At 49.8% G+C, this 17280-nt stretch carries 14 protein-coding genes, 1 tRNA gene and 2 pseudogenes; 9 read left to right on the forward strand and 8 right to left on the reverse strand.

Going from position 1 to position 17280, the window contains the following annotated elements:
* Window positions 1-170: 170 nt before the first annotated feature.
* The gene (dnaG, locus tag PGS10_RS07630; protein ID WP_045392225.1) at window positions 171-1916 is read left to right on the forward strand and encodes a DNA primase; all 1746 of its coding nucleotides are present in this window, start codon (window positions 171-173) and stop codon (window positions 1914-1916) included.
* A 150-nt stretch (window positions 1917-2066) separates the two neighbouring features.
* A complete protein-coding gene (gene rpoD, locus PGS10_RS07635) occupies window positions 2067-3911 on the forward strand; it encodes an RNA polymerase sigma factor RpoD (RefSeq protein ID WP_015369628.1) in 1845 nt (614 codons plus the stop codon).
* A 70-nt stretch (window positions 3912-3981) separates the two neighbouring features.
* On the opposite strand, the gene mug is transcribed toward rpoD, so the two are convergent.
* Entirely contained in the window at window positions 3982-4488 is a 507-nt protein-coding gene (gene mug / locus PGS10_RS07640) for a G/U mismatch-specific DNA glycosylase (RefSeq protein ID WP_047043068.1), read from the reverse strand.
* Window positions 4489-4613: 125 nt separating this feature from the next.
* Between mug and PGS10_RS07645 the strand changes: the two genes are divergently transcribed.
* Window positions 4614-4689, forward strand: a tRNA-Ile gene (locus PGS10_RS07645).
* A 136-nt stretch (window positions 4690-4825) separates the two neighbouring features.
* Here the strand turns inward: PGS10_RS07645 and PGS10_RS07650 are convergent.
* From PGS10_RS07650 to PGS10_RS07660, 3 genes and pseudogenes are all read right to left on the reverse strand, one after another.
* Window positions 4826-5044 (reverse strand): DNA-binding transcriptional regulator, encoded by a 219-nt coding sequence (locus PGS10_RS07650; protein WP_071993490.1) that lies wholly within the window; start codon window positions 5042-5044, stop codon window positions 4826-4828.
* Between the two features lie 69 nt (window positions 5045-5113).
* Window positions 5114-5542, reverse strand: a pseudogene (locus tag PGS10_RS07655) (phage late control D family protein); the annotation flags it as partial.
* Window positions 5539-5676, reverse strand: a pseudogene (locus PGS10_RS07660) (regulator); the annotation flags it as partial. The pseudogenes PGS10_RS07655 and PGS10_RS07660, both read right to left, overlap by 4 nt.
* Window positions 5677-5765: 89 nt before the next feature.
* On the opposite strand from PGS10_RS07660, the gene PGS10_RS07665 reads away from it, so the two are divergent.
* The 4 genes from PGS10_RS07665 (at window position 5766) to PGS10_RS07680 (ending at window position 9300) form a co-directional block, all read left to right on the forward strand.
* Window positions 5766-6371: a phage repressor protein CI gene (locus PGS10_RS07665; RefSeq protein WP_316422676.1), complete on the forward strand. Its 606-nt coding sequence runs from the start codon at window positions 5766-5768 to the stop codon at window positions 6369-6371.
* 11 nt (window positions 6372-6382) lie between these two features.
* A complete protein-coding gene (locus PGS10_RS07670; protein WP_316422677.1) occupies window positions 6383-7285 on the forward strand; it encodes a hypothetical protein in 903 nt (300 codons plus the stop codon).
* An 8-nt stretch (window positions 7286-7293) separates the two neighbouring features.
* Complete coding sequence (locus tag PGS10_RS07675) at window positions 7294-8307, forward strand: phage integrase (protein ID WP_047078345.1); 1014 nt, start codon at window positions 7294-7296, stop codon at window positions 8305-8307.
* A gap of 81 nt (window positions 8308-8388) precedes the next feature.
* On the forward strand, window positions 8389-9300 hold the full coding sequence (locus tag PGS10_RS07680) for a DUF5677 domain-containing protein (RefSeq protein WP_047078344.1): 912 nt from the start codon (window positions 8389-8391) through the stop codon (window positions 9298-9300).
* Between the two features lie 386 nt (window positions 9301-9686).
* Here PGS10_RS07680 and PGS10_RS07685 read toward each other — a convergent pair whose 3' ends face one another.
* From PGS10_RS07685 to PGS10_RS07700, 4 genes are all read right to left on the reverse strand, one after another.
* Window positions 9687-9986 carry a DUF1889 family protein gene (locus PGS10_RS07685; protein ID WP_015369626.1) on the reverse strand — a complete coding sequence of 100 codons (300 nt, stop codon included), beginning with the start codon at window positions 9984-9986 and terminating at the stop codon, window positions 9687-9689.
* A 289-nt stretch (window positions 9987-10275) separates the two neighbouring features.
* Window positions 10276-11565, reverse strand: a complete 1290-nt coding sequence (locus PGS10_RS07690; RefSeq protein ID WP_047078343.1) for an anaerobic C4-dicarboxylate transporter family protein — start codon at window positions 11563-11565, stop codon at window positions 10276-10278.
* Between the two features lie 185 nt (window positions 11566-11750).
* The gene (locus tag PGS10_RS07695; RefSeq protein ID WP_047078342.1) at window positions 11751-12680 is read right to left on the reverse strand and encodes a dihydrodipicolinate synthase family protein; all 930 of its coding nucleotides are present in this window, start codon (window positions 12678-12680) and stop codon (window positions 11751-11753) included.
* 250 nt (window positions 12681-12930) lie between these two features.
* The gene (locus tag PGS10_RS07700; RefSeq protein WP_316422678.1) at window positions 12931-13962 is read right to left on the reverse strand and encodes a LacI family DNA-binding transcriptional regulator; all 1032 of its coding nucleotides are present in this window, start codon (window positions 13960-13962) and stop codon (window positions 12931-12933) included.
* Window positions 13963-14399: 437 nt separating this feature from the next.
* Here PGS10_RS07700 and PGS10_RS07705 point away from each other — a divergent pair, with 437 nt between their 5' ends.
* Window positions 14400-15797 carry an MFS transporter gene (locus tag PGS10_RS07705; RefSeq protein ID WP_045392233.1) on the forward strand — a complete coding sequence of 466 codons (1398 nt, stop codon included), beginning with the start codon at window positions 14400-14402 and terminating at the stop codon, window positions 15795-15797.
* A gap of 122 nt (window positions 15798-15919) precedes the next feature.
* A complete protein-coding gene (locus tag PGS10_RS07710) occupies window positions 15920-17260 on the forward strand; it encodes a carbohydrate porin (protein WP_316422681.1) in 1341 nt (446 codons plus the stop codon).
* Window positions 17261-17280: the final 20 nt, after the last annotated feature.

Consider the following 17280-nt stretch of genomic DNA (forward strand, 5'->3'; position numbering starts at 1 on the left):
AGAGCGAAGCTCTCAATTCAGACCGAGTTGTAGTTGTAAGGCCGTGCTTCCGAAAGGAATGCGCGGCTTATTTTCGTTTATGCATTAGCAGATACACGAGATCGTTCAAACTGTCTTCAGGCGACATATCGAGGCCGTTTGCAGGATGCAGTGTATAGATTACGGGGCATATGGCTGGACGAATCCCACGCGTATTTATCAATGACCTGCTGGCGCGCACCGACATCATCGATCTGATCGATGCTCGGGTGAAGCTGAAAAAGCAGGGCAAGAATTATCACGCGTGTTGTCCATTCCATAACGAAAAAACCCCCTCCTTCACCGTCAACGGTGAAAAGCAGTTTTACCATTGCTTCGGCTGCGGTGCGCACGGCAACGCCATCGACTTCCTGATGAACTACGACAAGCTCGAGTTCGTCGAAACCGTCGAAGAGCTGGCCGCCATGCACAACCTTGAAGTGCCCTATGAAGCAGGTAATGGACCGAGCCAGATAGAACGGCATCAGCGGCAGAATCTTTATCAACTGCTGGACGGTCTGAACACGTTTTACCAACAGTCTCTGAACCAACCCGCCGCCGAACCCGCGCGCCAGTATCTGGCAAAACGCGGCTTAAGCAGCGAGGTGATTACCCGCTTCGCAATAGGCTTCGCTCCCCCTGGCTGGGATAACGTTTTAAAACGTTTTGGCGGCAATCAGGAAAACCGCCAGTCGCTTATTGATGCGGGCATGCTGGTCACCAACGATCAGGGGCGCAGTTACGACCGCTTCCGCGAACGGGTGATGTTCCCGATTCGCGATAAGCGAGGCCGGGTGATTGGTTTTGGCGGGCGCGTGCTGGGCGATGCGCTGCCAAAATACCTGAACTCCCCGGAGACCGATATTTTCCATAAAGGCCGCCAGCTGTACGGCCTGTATGAAGCCCAGCAGGATAACGCCGAACCTCAGCGTCTGCTGGTGGTCGAAGGCTATATGGACGTCGTTGCGCTGGCGCAGTACGGCATTAATTATGCCGTGGCCTCGCTGGGCACCTCGACGACCGCCGACCACATTCAGCTGTTGTTCCGGGCGACCAATCAGGTCATCTGCTGTTACGACGGCGACCGGGCTGGCCGCGACGCGGCATGGCGAGCGCTGGAAACGGCGCTGCCGTATATGACCGATGGCCGCCAGCTGCGTTTTATGTTTTTACCTGACGGCGAAGACCCGGATACGCTGGTGCGTAAAGAGGGCAAAGAGGCGTTTGAAGCGCGGATGGAGCAGGCACAGCCGCTCTCCACGTTTTTATTCAATAGTCTGATGCCGCAGGTCGACCTGAGCACCCCGGATGGGCGCGCGCAGCTGAGCACGCTGGCGCTGCCGCTGATTACCCAGGTGCCGGGCGAAACGCTGCGCATCTATTTGCGTCAGGAGCTGGGCAACAAACTGGGCATTCTGGATGACGCCCAGCTTGAACGTTTAATGCCGAAACAGGCGGAAAATAGCGCTCCGCGCCCGGCGCCGCAGCTAAAACGCACGACCATGCGTATACTTATAGGGTTACTGGTGCAGAACCCCGATCTGGCGCCGCTGGTTCCGCCCTTAGCCGGTCTGGATCAGCAGAAGATGCCAGGGCTTGGTTTATTCAGCGAACTGGTCAATACGTGTCTGGCGCAGCCAGGTCTGACCACCGGGCAACTTTTAGAGCAGTATCGCGGGACAAATGAAGCGGCAACCCTTGAAAAACTGTCGATGTGGGACGATATAGCAGATAAGGATATCGCTGAACAAACCTTCACCGACTCGCTCAACCATATGTTTGACTCACTGCTGGAACTGCGACAAGAAGAGTTGATAGCTCGCGATCGCACACATGGTTTAAGCAGTGAGGAGCGCCGGGAACTCTGGACTATCAGCCAGGAACTGGCCAAAAAATGAATTTAACGGCTTAAGTGCCGAATATCGATCGGGAAGCCCCCGACAGCCGCGCTGAGGCGCAGCGGCAATAATATAAGTACGCCCTCGCTTTAAATGTTGGCAGTTCGTCTGCCTGCACCAATCAAACGAATTAAGTGTGGATACCGTCTTATGGAGCAAAACCCGCAGTCACAGCTGAAGCTTCTTGTCCAACGTGGTAAGGAGCAAGGCTATCTGACCTATGCCGAGGTCAATGACCATCTGCCGGAAGATATCGTCGACTCCGATCAGATCGAAGACATCATCCAAATGATCAACGACATGGGTATTCAGGTGATGGAAGAAGCACCGGATGCCGATGATCTGCTGCTTGCTGAAACCTCCAATAATACCGATGAAGACGCAGAAGAAGCGGCAGCCCAGGTGCTGTCGAGCGTTGAATCTGAAATTGGCCGTACGACCGACCCGGTGCGCATGTACATGCGCGAAATGGGTACCGTTGAACTGCTGACCCGCGAAGGCGAAATTGACATCGCTAAACGCATCGAAGACGGGATCAACCAGGTCCAGTGCTCCGTTGCGGAATATCCGGAAGCCATCACCTATCTGCTGGAGCAGTACGACCGCGTTGAAGCTGAAGAAGCTCGCCTGTCTGACCTGATCACCGGCTTCGTCGATCCGAACGCTGAAGAAGATATGGCGCCGACCGCCACTCACGTCGGTTCAGAGCTGTCTCAGGAAGAGATGGACGACGACGAAGATGAAGAAGAAGATGACGACGACGACAACAGCGATGACGATAACAGCATCGATCCGGAGCTGGCCCGCGAGAAATTCGCCGAGCTGCGCACCCAATACGAGCTGACTCGCGACACCATCAAAGCGAAAGGCCGCAGCCACGCCGCCGCGCAGGAAGAGATCCTCAAGCTGTCCGAGGTTTTCAAACAGTTCCGCCTGGTGCCGAAACAGTTCGATTACCTGGTCAACAGCATGCGCAGCATGATGGATCGCGTTCGTACTCAAGAACGTATCATCATGAAGCTGTGCGTTGAACAGTGCAAAATGCCGAAGAAAAACTTCATCACCCTGTTCACCGGCAACGAAACCAGCGAAACCTGGTTCAACGCCGCCGTGGCGATGAACAAGCCGTGGTCCGAGAAGCTGCATGACGTTAAAGAAGACGTTCAGCGCGGCCTGCAGAAACTGCAGCAGATTGAAGAAGAAACCGGCCTGACCATCGAGCAGGTTAAAGATATCAACCGTCGCATGTCCATCGGCGAAGCGAAAGCCCGTCGTGCGAAGAAAGAGATGGTTGAAGCGAACTTACGTCTGGTTATTTCTATCGCCAAGAAATACACCAACCGCGGTCTGCAGTTCCTCGACCTGATTCAGGAAGGCAACATCGGCCTGATGAAAGCGGTAGATAAGTTTGAATACCGTCGTGGTTACAAGTTCTCCACCTACGCCACCTGGTGGATCCGTCAGGCGATCACCCGTTCCATCGCGGATCAGGCGCGCACCATCCGTATTCCGGTGCATATGATTGAGACTATCAACAAGCTCAACCGTATCTCCCGCCAGATGCTGCAGGAAATGGGTCGCGAGCCGACGCCGGAAGAACTGGCTGAGCGCATGCTGATGCCGGAAGACAAAATCCGTAAGGTGCTGAAAATCGCCAAAGAACCAATCTCCATGGAAACGCCGATCGGCGACGATGAAGATTCGCATCTGGGTGACTTCATCGAGGATACCACCCTCGAGCTGCCGCTGGATTCTGCGACCACCGAGAGCCTGCGTGCGGCAACGCATGACGTGCTGGCGGGCCTCACCGCTCGTGAAGCGAAAGTGCTGCGTATGCGTTTCGGTATCGACATGAACACCGACCACACGCTGGAAGAAGTGGGTAAACAGTTCGACGTTACCCGCGAACGTATTCGTCAGATCGAAGCGAAGGCGCTGCGTAAACTGCGCCACCCAAGCCGCTCTGAAGTGCTGCGTAGCTTCCTCGACGATTAATCGTCGCGCTGCAAAGAGAGTAAAAAGCTCCCCGCGGGGAGCTTTTTTTATGCCTGCGATTCGGGCGCCATCACCGCCCTCGCCCCGCCAGCGCCTCATCCAGTTCGCGATAGGCTTCAACCAGCTTGTCCAGCGACGCCCGGTTTAAACCGCTGGGATTGGGCAGCACCCAGATTTCGGTTTCACCGATGGTCGCTTCCTGGCGTCCCCACTTCGCGCCACGCACCCTGAACGCCTGCTCAAAGGCCTGCTTGCCGAGCACCGCCAGCGCCTGCGGCTGATAGTCCTGAATTTTGCTTATTAGCTCCTGCGCGCCATTACGCAGCTCCAGCAGAGCGACTTCGCTGGCCTGTACCGTCGGCCGCTCAACCAGCATGGTGATACCGCAGCCGGTATCCAACAGATGCTGCTCCTCTTCCGGCTTCAGCTGCCGCTCGGTGAACCCCGCCTGGTGAATAACCTTCCAGAATCGATTGCCGGGATGGGCAAAATGAAACCCCGTATGCGCGGAGGACTTCCCCGGATTGATGCCGCAAAAGACCACCCGCAGCCCCGGCGCCAGGATATCGCTAATCATAATTTCTCCGGCTGAATGACTAAAAAGCTGATTATAAAGGATTGAAAATGCATTGTTTATAAAAACAGCAGGCGCGCGCTTTACGCTGGATTGCAGCGTGCAGTTACATTATAATCCCTCGCCACGGCCCCTTAGCTCAGTGGTTAGAGCAGGCGACTCATAATCGCTTGGTCGTTGGTTCAAACCCAACAGGGGCCACCAAATTTTAGCTTTAAAATCATATAATTAAGCCACTCGAAAGAGTGGCTTTTTTGTTGCTTGAATATCCATTGGCAGCAAAATGGCAGCAGGATTTCAGCTACTATCAACAAAAAACCCGCCGAAGCGGGTTAGTTTGTTAAAAATTCATGTGTCCCTGACCACTATTTAATGGGTGTGGCGGTGCATGATCCACAAGTCCAGGAGTAACAATGTAGCGCACGACGGTTTCATGGGTGACAAATGTGCTGCCACAATTAATGTTCTGGCACTGGCAGTAGCGTTCTTTAGTGTTATCAGACACCCGAAAGCTACTACGAGTATGTGCAGCATGTCCGCATTTCGGACAATTCATCATATCTGTCTCTCCCCACCGATTTCTCGCAATCACATAATGATATACAAACCATCCATTTTGTGAACAAAATTATTCCATTTCTAAATCATCAATTTTTACTTCAAGCTCCAGACTGGTAGTAAAGCCATTATCCGGGCTGACCGTATGCGTCAAAGTTGTAATGGTCCATTCGGCCCCGTCGATAGGCTGCTTAAAACCGCTCACCTTTACTGGCATTTCTGTATAGAGATCTGCCCGGTCCTCTGCAAGCTGCAGGGAGAATGACGCAACACCACACTGCAAACGCTCCCACTGCATTTTTGCCGCACGCTCAGCATTACTGCGGTTTGCATAGTTGCGATTTAGTACCAGCACGTTTTCATCCGTTCCCACCAGATAATCACCCTGTTTTGATTCCGCCTCTTTAGGTGTGGTGGTTGTCTTCCGACGGCGCTTAACTTTCGTTGTTTCTCTTTTCTTAGGTTCGCGGGTATGCAGCCAACTGGCAATTACGCCGGTAACCGATTTTCACGGTACATCTGGCGAACAGTGCCTTCTTTATAACCCGTACGGCGGCAAAACTCTTCGACAGTGATGTACGGTTCAGAAATTACGAGATTGATTGATGGACGCATTGAAAGTTTACGGGTCATGATGCACTATCCTCTGTTGAGTTCTAGCCAACTCTATTTATCACTATTAAACACATCTTGATACGACAAGTGAATATTAGGATCACAAATTGGAAAGGTCAGCGAAAAATTTTACGAATCGTAAAGCACCAGCTTTACCAGAGGGTGGAAAAGAACCCATTGAACGTATCGTTCAAGCATATGGCTTTTCATCCCGACAAGCGCTGTGCCGCCATTTAGATGTGTCACAGAGCACGATGGCTAACCGCATAATGCGTGGGAATTTTCCTGCTGATTGGATTCTGATTTGTTCGATGGAAACAGGCACTTCATTAGAGTGGCTGACGTATGGTCGCGGTGATTCGAACATCACAAAGCAAGATGAAACACCAACCAAAATCGAACTAAAAAAAATCACAAATGGAAAGTTTTCATCATCGGATTGGGTTGACTATGACGCTCAGCTCTTACCAAGTGATGTAAAAGCACCTCTGTTAGTACATTTCGAGAAGCAAAACTACCTAGTAGATATGACTACCGCTGAGATCACTGATGGGCTGTGGCTTATCGAGATTGATAAGCTCATTAGCGTTAAAGAGTTGTACCGTTTTCCCGGCGGACGCATTCGTGTAGAGAATGGCAAAGCATCATTTGAATGCAAAGCAGATGATATTAAAGTTCTTGGAAAGGTTGTTGCCAAGACTGAGTTTTTATAAAGGAATCTAGAATGGACAGTAACGTTGAAAGAAATGAAGTGATATCCGCCTCAGTTGTTGCTGAAAACACGAGTCCAGAATCTCTTAAGACATGTTTCGTAATAATGCCAATCGCGGATATGAATGGTTATGAGACACGCCACTTTGATAGAGTCTATAGCCATATCATCAAACCTGCCTGTGAAAAAGCAGGGTTCTCTCCCATTAGGGCTGATGAGGTTAGTAGTTCAAATTTAATCGTACTTGATATTTTGAGAAGAATTGTTGAATGTGATATTGCCATCTGTGATTTAAGCGGAAGAAACCCTAACGTTATGTATGAACTTGGGCTAAGGCAGGCTTTCAATAAGAAAACAGTTTTAATTAAAGATGACAAAACTATAAGCCCTTTTGATGTTCAGGCCTTTAGATATTGTGAATATGACATTAGTCTTAGAATCGATAATGCATTTAATAACATATCATCAATCGAAAAGGCGTTAAGATCTACTTCGGCTGCTGATGAAAGTGATGTAAATTCAATTGTTCAACTACTGAAAATACAACCAGCACAAGTTGGTGAAAAGACAATTTTAAGTTCAACTGACACACTTATCTTAGATGCAATCAACGATTTAAACAGTCGTTTTAATAGTCTATCAGATAAACAACTCTCACCACAAAAAATAATAAAACTGATGGATGGCCCAACAAAAACGGGGGAGTCTTTCTTGTATCAAATCAATACTTATAAGCGAGATGCATACTATAAAAACTCATACTTCAAAGCGGGGGAATTTCTAGGTGATTATGTAGGGATGGATAAAGACCCATCAGGAAAACTGTGTCACGTTTTTAAAAATAAAAACAAACTTACTTTCTTTGAAAAAGAATCTCCTGATTTGGAATTTATAACAGAAGATCTGGATTTTTAAGTAATATTATGGCGATAAGCAAGTTACCAAACGGAAAGTGGCAGGTACAGATTTTCCCTAGTGGCCGTGACGGCAAAAGAATACGCCGTCAATTTGCCACCAAAGGCGAAGCACAGTCTTATGAGAAATTTGTGAGAGATCAGGCTCACGCCAAACCGTGGCTGGGAGAGAAAACAGATAAACGTCGTGTAATTGAGCTGGTTGAATTATGGTTTAACACGCATGGCATCACGTTGGCGGATGGCCAAAAGCGACGAACCACTATGGCTTTCGCCTGTGAGGCAATGGGAAATCCACTTGCTACCGAATTCAACGCGAAGATTTTCGCGTCATACCGTGAGCAGCGGCTAAGTGGCAAAATCACTCGTTCAAGTCGAGTTAAGGCGGTAACACCACGTACGGTGAATTTAGAATTGGCTTACTTCCGGGCGATGTTTAATGAGCTGCGCCGATTGGATGAATGGACTGCACCCAATCCGCTAGAGAATGTTCGAGAGTTTAAAATCAGTGAATTGGAGATGGCATATCTCACCATTGAGGAAATAAGAACCCTCCTCTCTGAATGCGAGAACAGCCGCTCCAAAGACCTAACTACCATTGTAAAAATCTGCCTAGCAACTGAAGCACGGTGGAGTGAAGCGGAAGGGTTGAAGGGAAACCAAATCCGAGAAGGCCAGATCATCTATGTAAAAACTAAAGGCAAGAAAAACCGAGCGGTGCCGATAACTGAAAAGTTGCAGGCTGAACTGCCATCAAGCAGGAAAGCGCAATTGCTCTTTAAACCTTGTTACTCCGCATTTAGAAAGGCTATTCAACGTGCAGGCATCGAGACACCTGCTGGACAGTTAACACACGTCTTGCGACACACCTTCGCATCTCATTTCATGATGAACGGGGGTAATATTCTCGTGCTTCAGCGGATATTAGGGCATACGGATATCAAAGTTACGATGCGGTATGCACACTTTGCTCCTGACCATTTGGCTGAAGCTAAGTTACTAAACCCACTTGAACGTCTGTAATCATGATGACATATATCTTAACGACATCTTGTCATGATAATTATACGTAAACGCGATAACAACAAACCAAAAGGATGATTCATGAACGTAAGCGAAATTGATAAATTAGTTCACAATATAAGAGAACATCGTCAAAACCTTGAGAGCACGGCAATTCCTTTTAGAACACAATCAAAAATAGCCAGCTTTGATAAATCAAACTGTGATGATTGGTGCAACTCTGTCTATGGGGATAGTTTGATTAAGCTGAGGCTGATTACTGAGAACAACTTCATTGTAATAGAGACTCTCAGTTTAGTCTCAACAACCAGATATATATTAGAACTTAGCATCTGGCTAAATCTTTTTATGCAAGACTCTCGCTACGGGCTTGTTTATTATGATCAGCTAATTAAAGGCAACATACAATATTGGGAAAGATTCAAAAATCAGATGGAAAGAGAAATTACCTTCCTAAAAAAAACCGAAAAAGAAGAAAAGCAACTATTAGATAAAGAGATAATAGCACTTTCATCTATCACTGATGAAAAAGAGATGCTTGAAGCAGCAAGTTCATTAAGCACAAAGGTACAAAATACAATTGACTCTAATGCAGCAAGATACTTTTCCATTCACGCAGAACAAGCCAAACATAATGGATATGGTTTTCAGGCTAGTTTAGTTGAGAGAAATCAATTAACTTCAATCACAAAAAACATTTCTGAATTACAGCAAAACCAACTAGAATTCAATTCATCAATTCCACCTCAGATAAAAAGCCTAATACCTAAAAAATGGAATTGGTTCGAAATGGCAAAATCAGTCAATATGGAAGATGAATATGACTTCATCTATTCATTCACAAGCAAACTACTTCATGCTACGCCAATGAGTATAACTACAAACCAAAAGAACCTTGAGTCGCAAGAGATCATCATCTTCCTAAAATATATTGACGTTAAAATAAGAGATATAATTGAATTAAGCAATTCTTATTTAATTAAGAGCGCATAACTTCCGATATTATATAATTACGTTCAGCTTACTTATTAAAGCACTCTAGGATGAGCGGTTCATTCTAGCTGATGATTGGCAGCAAAGTGGCAGCAGAGCGCAACGCTATCTGCCACTTTTCATCACTATACGTCTTACTTAAAGCTTCAAAAAACATTAACTTACTGATTTTTCTAGCATCATATTGGGACTCATAATCGCTTGGTCGTTGGTTCAAACCCAACAGGGGCCACCAAATATCAAGGGCTTACGATTACTCGTAAGCCCTTAGTCTTTTCCAGGATACCTACAGAATACGGCAGGCAAGTACTGCGGAGTACAAACGCGCTGGGTTAGAAGCTTGCAATATAGCGAACCAATCCGCTCACGGTTGAGCTGAGTTCAGCTTATACCAGAGCCCGCAGCTCCTCGCGCATGTATGAAGAAAAGTACTCAGGATTCTTAATAACTATACGCTCGCCGGACTCAATTCGTTCCGCCCATCCAGCTAACGTTTTAGTAAATTCGGGATCCCAGCCCTCTTGAGTGCCCCGGGCATACACATCAGCCGCGCTGGCCGGAGCGCCTAACTCATTAAGATACTTGAAAATGCCTTTAGCCGTACTTTCATCCATGGTGTGCGGTGCTGAAGATGACGTGTTCATGCCATTAATAAAATCCAGTGCTTTATCAATTACTGCTGACATATTCTTATCCTTAAAATATCCACGTTCGGTACAAGGCTTTAATATGGACTATATTTTGCTTAAATATCAAAAGGTTTATCCATTTAATTGTTCAAATGTGAGCTATGTACAAATGGCTATATTTTTCTGCCGGGCAATCAGCACGGTAGTTAACATTATGCAAAGCGTGATTCTGGATATACATTGCTGGCGATGCCCTTCTGAGGCTACTACGTAAGCCAGCGCCATAAACCCGACATCCTTTTTGCTCAGTCGTCTGCCTGTATCACTTTGCCACTGCTCATATCATTCACTGAATCAAAAAAGCCAGCCCGGCTGCGAAAAGAATAGAAAGCAGCACCGATGCCAGGCCAGGCAGCAGAAAAGGATGATCGATAATATGCCGCCCCAGTTTAGTCGAGCCGGTAACATCCAGTTCCACCGCCGCCAGTAACGTCGGATAGTTCGGTAAAATAAAAAGCGAAGCGGTAGCCGGGAAGCAGGCCACCAGAATACCGGGGGCAACGCCCATACTCAGCGCGGCGGGAAATAAAATTTTTGTTGAAGCCGCCTGAGAATACAGGAAACATGACGCCGCCATAATAATAATGGCCAGCATAATGGGTGACTCCAGGAAGTGTGACGAGAGCGTACTTTGCAACCACTGCTGATTGCTGTCCATAAAGGTTGACCCCAGCCAGGCGACGCCGAGTATACAGATACAGGAGGTCATCCCGGTTTTAAATACCGAGCCGGACGGGACCTTTTGTACGTTAACCCGGCAACTCACCAGAATCAGCAGCGCAACGCCCAACATCACCCCTACCCGCGCCTGCCCGCTGCTCATGACCGGATCGATAATCAGCCCTAATTTGGGGCTGGTGACAATCGCATAGCACAGCACCACCACCAGCCCGACGATAAAGATCAGCACCGAACGAGCGGCATAAGGCGGGATCTCCCGCTCAGTCCGAACCTTCACCTGCACCGGATTGTCATAGAGCCTATCCTGCCGGCGAATTCTGTCCCAGCACAGGTAAAACACGGAGGTGACCAGTAACGCAAGAAAGGTGGAAGGGATGGATACCGCAATAAGCTCAATATAGCCCCAGCCAGAATGGCTCTTTTCCAGAATCCCCGAGAAGAAAATCACCGCCGCGGAAATGGGCGATGCCACAATGCCAAGCAAAGAGGCGCTGACGGAGAGAGCGAGCGCCCGGGTAGGTTTTATATTGTTCTCTTTCGCCACGCCGACAATCACCGGCATACAGGCAAAAGAGACCTGTCCGGTGCTGGCCATCATGGTTAATAGCCAGGTGGAAAGCGGAGCGGTGATGACTAACAATCGCGGATAGCGGCGCAGCAGGCGCTCGGTGAGGTCAACCAGATATTCGATACCGCCGGCCTCCTGCATGGCCGCAATCGCCACAATCACCACCATGATAAACACGATAACCAGCATCGGCATATCCCCCGGCGTGGCGCCGAGCGCGCTGAGGACAATCACGCCAGCGCCGCCGGCAAAACCTACGCCGATACCGCCAACCCGCATGCCGATATAAAGAAACAACAGCACGACCAGAAACTGAACTAATACCATAATTTGCCTCCACGGCTCCCTGTCCGGCATTAACCCTTTACATACTGAAATGACCTGCTAGTTCTGGTAGCCGGGTGTGTCGATCAGGATGACATCTCCCGGAGAGCTCGCGCTGAACGCGCCGATATCCGCAATACAGCAAGAGATCTTTCTGCATTGCGGATTAACAACAGACTCAGCATAAATTAACGAACGAGGCCCAGCTCAGCAGCGCGCATGGCGTCGTGGATCTCTTTTTCAGCCCCTTTTTCGAGCGGCAAAAGCGGGGAGCGGACGGTGGCATGCTCAAGGATCCCACGCGCGACTAACGCATGTTTCAGCGCCACGGTACCTTCCATATGAGAACCGCGGTGGTATACGCTTTTGGTCACCGGCAGCAGTCGATCGTGCAGCTCACGCGCTTTCACATAATCACCCGCTTTACCCGCCTTAATCATTTCAATTAATGGTTCAGGCGCGATATTACCGTAGCCAACCAGGAAGCCATCGACATCAAACGCGGTGTGCAGCAGATATTCATCGTGGCAGCTTAAAATTTGCAGATCCGGACGCTCGCGGCGAATAACCGGAATTTCAGTATCCCAGCGGCGCATATTACGCACGCCATTCTTCATGGCGAATACGCCAGGCTGTGCGGAAATATCCAATAACGTTTGCAGATTGTAAGTGGCTTTAGTGACATCCGGATACTGGAAAAGAATCAGCGGCAGGCCGCTTTCTTCATAAACCACGCGGTAACGATCCTGAGGCGCGCCATCCTGATAGCCAAAACGCAACCAGCCGTGAGAAGGATACAGCAAACCAGCGGATGCGCCGGCGGCAACAGCACGCCTGGCCTCCAGCGCAGCGACTTCCGTCCCTTCTCCGGTGATACCAGCAATAATTGGAAGCTTGCCATCTACAGACTTCACAAATGCGCGGATCACATTCGCCTGCTCTTCCTGAGTTAGAAAAGTCCCTTCCCCTGCGTGCCCCAGAACCACCAGACCTTTTACGCCGTCAATGCTGCCCAGCCAGCTACCGAGGCGCTGGATGGCATCATAATCTACGCGCCCCTCGCGAGTGAAGGGTGTAACCGGAGCCGGAGTCAAACCTCTGAGATCGATGTTAATCATAAGTATCCCCTTGATGAGTAAGCGTATATTTGCAGGTTAGCAATCGTTTGAAACGGATATGAAATCGTTTCTGCAATCGTTTTCACGTAGTTGACATTGAACCGCAAAAATAAAACCGTCAACGCCGAATTGGTTAAAAATGCAACGCAGATCACAAACTAAACAGCATTCCGCATCCGCGATGAGATCCGTTATACAAAATTCATTCCTCCCCGCTTTCACCAGGAAAGCCAGGAGGATCGCCGACGGATTAGTGACGTGGGGACGAGGTAGACTTACGAGGAATAAGGGAAGGCGTGGTAATCCGCATATTATTATTTACCTCTGGATTCAATAACATATCTACCGCATTACTGGCGATATGCTCCAGTGGCGTTCTAACCGAAGTCAGGGCTACGGGCAGCCTACTCACCAGAGGAATATCATTGTATCCCACCAGAGACAGATCCCCGCCAATCACCAGTCCTAGCTGATGCGCGGCCGCGAGCACGCCAATCGCCAACTCGTCATTGACGGCAAACAGCGCGCTCGGGCGATGAGGCTGGCTGAGAATTTTCATTCCCTGCTGCTCTCCAGAGGCGATATTAAAATCAGAATGGCAGCACCATTCCGCTTCGATCCTGAGCCCGGCCTCCTGCATTGCCCGCTCAAAGCCCTTACGCCGGTTAAGCGCATTGGAGGCAAAATCGGGACCGCCGATCAGGCCAATATCACGGTGGCCTAAATCTATCAGGTGTCGGGTTGCCAGATAGCCGCCAAGCTCATCGTCCCCGACCGATGAAGGACTAAACCCATCGGTGCGCAGCGCCAGAACATGGGGCACATCCCGTTCACGCAGGGCTTGCGGCAAAGGATCGTCCAGCCGGCAGGTTGACATAATCAACCCATCCACACGACGATCCAGCAGCGATTCAACGGCGTTCCTCTCCTGCTCCTTGCTATCTCCGCAGGTCGCCACGATCGCGAAATACCCTCTCCTCGCCGCAGCCCTGGCTATCTCTTCGAAAAGCATCGCCGTGACGGCATCGGTCAGCCTCGGAACCAGGACGCCAAGCGTTCCGGTATCGCCACGGCGCAGGCTGGAAGCAACATAGTCCCGACGGTAGCCCAGCTCTCGGGCCACCTGGCGAATTTTATCTGCCGAGGCGCTGCGCGAGGTGGGTAATCTTTCATCGAGTACGCGCGAAACGGTCGAGACGCTCACGCCCGCAGCGCGAGCAACGTCCCGCATTGTCACCAGTTTTTTTTCCGGCAAATCGTTCAGTTCACTTTCTTGATCCATCTGCTGCTCCAACTCATCAATGCGGGTAAAAATCCGTGTTGCCCGTGCATGGGATACCATCGTGCAAACCGTGGGGTGAAAGGATCTTACGTCAAACCTCGCCCGGACAAAAGGAATGGTACTTAACTTTGCCGGGTTCATTCGACGGGCCGTTAATTCACATTTCTTATTCGTTTTAACCTGTATTCGTCACTTCGCTTTTTTGCGCGTTAGTTTATTTAGATTGTGAACTGTTCGACATTTATACAACGAGCGTAATTGACTTAGCGCCAAATCCAGCAAAGGATTAGCTGAGCGTGAAATCGATTGCAGTAACGTTACCACAAACTAATCAAGACAGCATTATATGCAGCACGTCTATGAATAAGGGTTCGTTGCCCTGTGGTTATTCAGAACCTTACGTGTATGCCCCAGACAACGTTTAACAGGGTAATACTATGTCAACTCAGGCCATTGCTTCAGATTACGCCGTTGCCAGCGGAACGACGTCAACACCAGACGCGCTGCTGGCAAGGCTGGAACGCCTCCCTATCACCCGACGGCTGAAGGCTATCCGCGTTATCGTCGGCTTATCGACCTTTTTCGATGCCTATACCATTATCGCTATCGCTTTTGCGCTCCCGCAGCTTACCCAGGAGTGGGGTTTAACGCCGACGTTTGTCGGTCTTATTATTGCGGCCAGTTATGTGGGCCAACTATGCGGCGCGCTATTTTTTGGCTCGCTGGCGGAAAAAATAGGTCGTATCGGCGTATTACGTATCACCATCATTCTGTTTGTACTGATGGATGCGGCCTGTCTTTTTGCATGGAACGGTTGGTCAATTCTGATTATTCGCTTTTTACAGGGAGTGGGAATCGGCGCGGAGGTTCCCGTTGCCAGCGCCTATATCAATGAATTTGTCGGGGCAAAAAGGCGGGGGCGGTTCTTTTTGTTGTATGAGGTGATTTTCCCCATCGGCATGATGTTTGCCGGGTTAGTGGGGTATTTTCTGGTGCCCATCTATGGATGGAAAGTCATGTTTTTAATTGGCTTAGTCCCTTCCGCATTGACCGTCCCTCTGCGCTGGTTAATGCCGGAATCACCCCGCTGGTTGGCCGCAAAAGGTAGACTAAAGGAAGCGGATAATATCGTATCTACGCTGGAATCAGAGGTCATCAGGCGCGGGATGACATTACCCGAGCCGGAAATGAAAGCCCCTACGGTGCAAAAAGCGGCTCCGGAAGGCGTAAAAGCCCTATTTGGCGGGATCTATAAATCCCGAACCTTTATGCTGTGGGGACTGTGGCTGACGGTTTATAGCGTCAACAACGGCATGATCACCTGGTTTCCAACCCTTTATAAAACCTGGTTTAACCTCTCTCTCGATACCAGTCTGGCCTACGGTTGGATCACCTCTTCCTGCGGCGTCGTGGCTTCAGTGATTTGCGCCCTGCTGATCGACCGTGTCGGGCGTAAGCGCTGGTACACATGGGCTTTTTTACTGGCCATCGTTCCGCTGATTACGCTTTCGATTCTCGGCGCCAAATCCGCCGTGGAAATTCTGATTCTGGGAAGCCTGACCTACGCCATTCTGCAAACCATCGCTTTCTCGCTTTATCTATACGCGGCAGAACTATATCCCACCCGACTACGCGCCATTGGCACCGCATATTCCAGCGCATGGCTGCGCGCAGGGTCATCCATTGGCCCACTGATGGTGGGTTTTATCGTCGGAGGCTTCGGGATCCGTTTTGTGTTCATCACTTTCGCGGTCATTGCTCTGATTGGCGGCTTAATTACCTGGCTCTTTGCCATTGAAACCAAAGGGAAATCGTTAGAAGAGCTGTCTCCATAAACGCTCCGTGGCTCCGGGAGATGCGGGGCCGCCTCTGGCAATAAAACGACGCACCAGGCTGATTCAACTGCGTCTTATCGGGAAAACTCCTAGACCTGGATCATCAACAGGCGGTGAAAAATATGAACAAACTGATTCAAAGCGGCACGATGCTGCTGGCTTTACTACACCCTTTCCTGGCGTTGGCCAACGATACGTTTTTTTCTCCCACAGCAAAAAACATGACCGGAGAGTGGGGCGGCGTGCGCACGGATCTGCGCCATCGTGGTTATGACTTTACGCTGGAATATAGTTCGATGACCGCCACGAATATTTCCGGCGGCTACGATCGCGATAAAACCCTGCGCTACAGCGATCAGTATATTCTCGGCATCGATATGGATCTGGAGAAGATTTTCGGCATTCACGACGGAGAATTTAAAGCGTCGCTAAACGATCGTAACGGGAGAGATTTGACTCAGGATCGTCTCCAGGATCCGCGTGCTCCGGTAATCGGCTCGGGTGTTCAGAGTAACTACGGTCGGGGACAAACATGGCACGCGACGCAGTTCTGGTTCAAAAAAACCTGGCAGGATAAAAAGTGGGATCTCAAGGTCGGTCTCATGCCGCCAGGAGAGGACTTTGATAATAGCGGCTGTTTTTTTCAAAACCTGTCGTTGTGCGGTTCGTTAGCCGGGCACGGTAGCGGCGTCTGGTATAACACTCCCATAGGCCAGTGGGGTGGCCGCATTAAATACGCTCTTAGTTCGGCGCTTTATATCCAGGCTGGCGGATTTCAATACAACCCTAACTACGCTACCCGCCACGGCAGTTTCGAGCTCGATGGCACCGGGCATTTGGGGTACATGTACATTCTTGAACTAGGGCATAGGCCCACTCCAGGCGCCACATTCCTGCCGGACACCTGGAAAATCGGCGGCTGGTACAACACAGCGGACGCCAATGATGTACTGGATGACGACAATGGCGATCCCTATGTCCTCACGCGGCAAGCTGCCCGGCGACACGGCGGCCGTTACGGAGGTTATCTCTATGTCAGCCAGCAGCTGACCCACTCGGGCAGCCAGCGACAAAATGGCCTCAACATTTTCGGGCATCTGGCCATAAATGATAAAAATACGGCGACAATGGACTATCAGATCCAGGCCGGCATCATTTATAAGGGCCCTTTCGCCAGCCGCCCGCAGGACTTTATCAGCTTCGGCGTAAGTAAAATGCATGCCAACGCCAAAGTCGCTCGTCGAGCGCAGCTCCAGAACCAGATGCGAGGGATCGATGATTATGCTGATCCCTTGTATGTCCCGGTCCGCAGAAGCGAGTATGCCGCAGAGCTGCATTATAGCTTTCACGTTACGCCATGGCTGACCTTGCGGCCTAATCTCCAGCTACTCGCCCATCCGGGAGGAATAGAGGAGATTAAAGATGCATGGGTTATCGGAAACCAGGTGACCCTCAAACTTTAATAAAACAGGCCTCGCCGTGT

This window comes from Klebsiella sp. 141153, from assembly GCF_032601995.1.
GTDB classification, from domain to species: Bacteria; Pseudomonadota; Gammaproteobacteria; order Enterobacterales; family Enterobacteriaceae; genus Klebsiella; species Klebsiella aerogenes.

Excerpts from the sequence above, each read along its gene's own strand:
- dnaG (WP_045392225.1), top strand. The coding sequence starts at position 171 with ATGGCTGGACGAATCCCACGCGTATTTATCAATGACCTGCTGGCGCGC.
- rpoD (WP_015369628.1), top strand. The coding sequence starts at position 2,067 with ATGGAGCAAAACCCGCAGTCACAGCTGAAGCTTCTTGTCCAACGTGGT.
- mug (WP_047043068.1), bottom strand. The coding sequence starts at position 4,488 with ATGATTAGCGATATCCTGGCGCCGGGGCTGCGGGTGGTCTTTTGCGGC.
- PGS10_RS07650 (WP_071993490.1), bottom strand. The coding sequence starts at position 5,044 with ATGATGAATTGTCCGAAATGCGGACATGCTGCACATACTCGTAGTAGC.
- PGS10_RS07670 (WP_316422677.1), top strand. The coding sequence starts at position 6,383 with ATGGACAGTAACGTTGAAAGAAATGAAGTGATATCCGCCTCAGTTGTT.
- PGS10_RS07675 (WP_047078345.1), top strand. The coding sequence starts at position 7,294 with ATGGCGATAAGCAAGTTACCAAACGGAAAGTGGCAGGTACAGATTTTC.
- PGS10_RS07680 (WP_047078344.1), top strand. The coding sequence starts at position 8,389 with ATGAACGTAAGCGAAATTGATAAATTAGTTCACAATATAAGAGAACAT.
- PGS10_RS07685 (WP_015369626.1), bottom strand. The coding sequence starts at position 9,986 with ATGTCAGCAGTAATTGATAAAGCACTGGATTTTATTAATGGCATGAAC.
- PGS10_RS07690 (WP_047078343.1), bottom strand. The coding sequence starts at position 11,565 with ATGGTATTAGTTCAGTTTCTGGTCGTGCTGTTGTTTCTTTATATCGGC.
- PGS10_RS07695 (WP_047078342.1), bottom strand. The coding sequence starts at position 12,680 with ATGATTAACATCGATCTCAGAGGTTTGACTCCGGCTCCGGTTACACCC.
- PGS10_RS07700 (WP_316422678.1), bottom strand. The coding sequence starts at position 13,962 with ATGGATCAAGAAAGTGAACTGAACGATTTGCCGGAAAAAAAACTGGTG.
- PGS10_RS07705 (WP_045392233.1), top strand. The coding sequence starts at position 14,400 with ATGTCAACTCAGGCCATTGCTTCAGATTACGCCGTTGCCAGCGGAACG.
- PGS10_RS07710 (WP_316422681.1), top strand. The coding sequence starts at position 15,920 with ATGAACAAACTGATTCAAAGCGGCACGATGCTGCTGGCTTTACTACAC.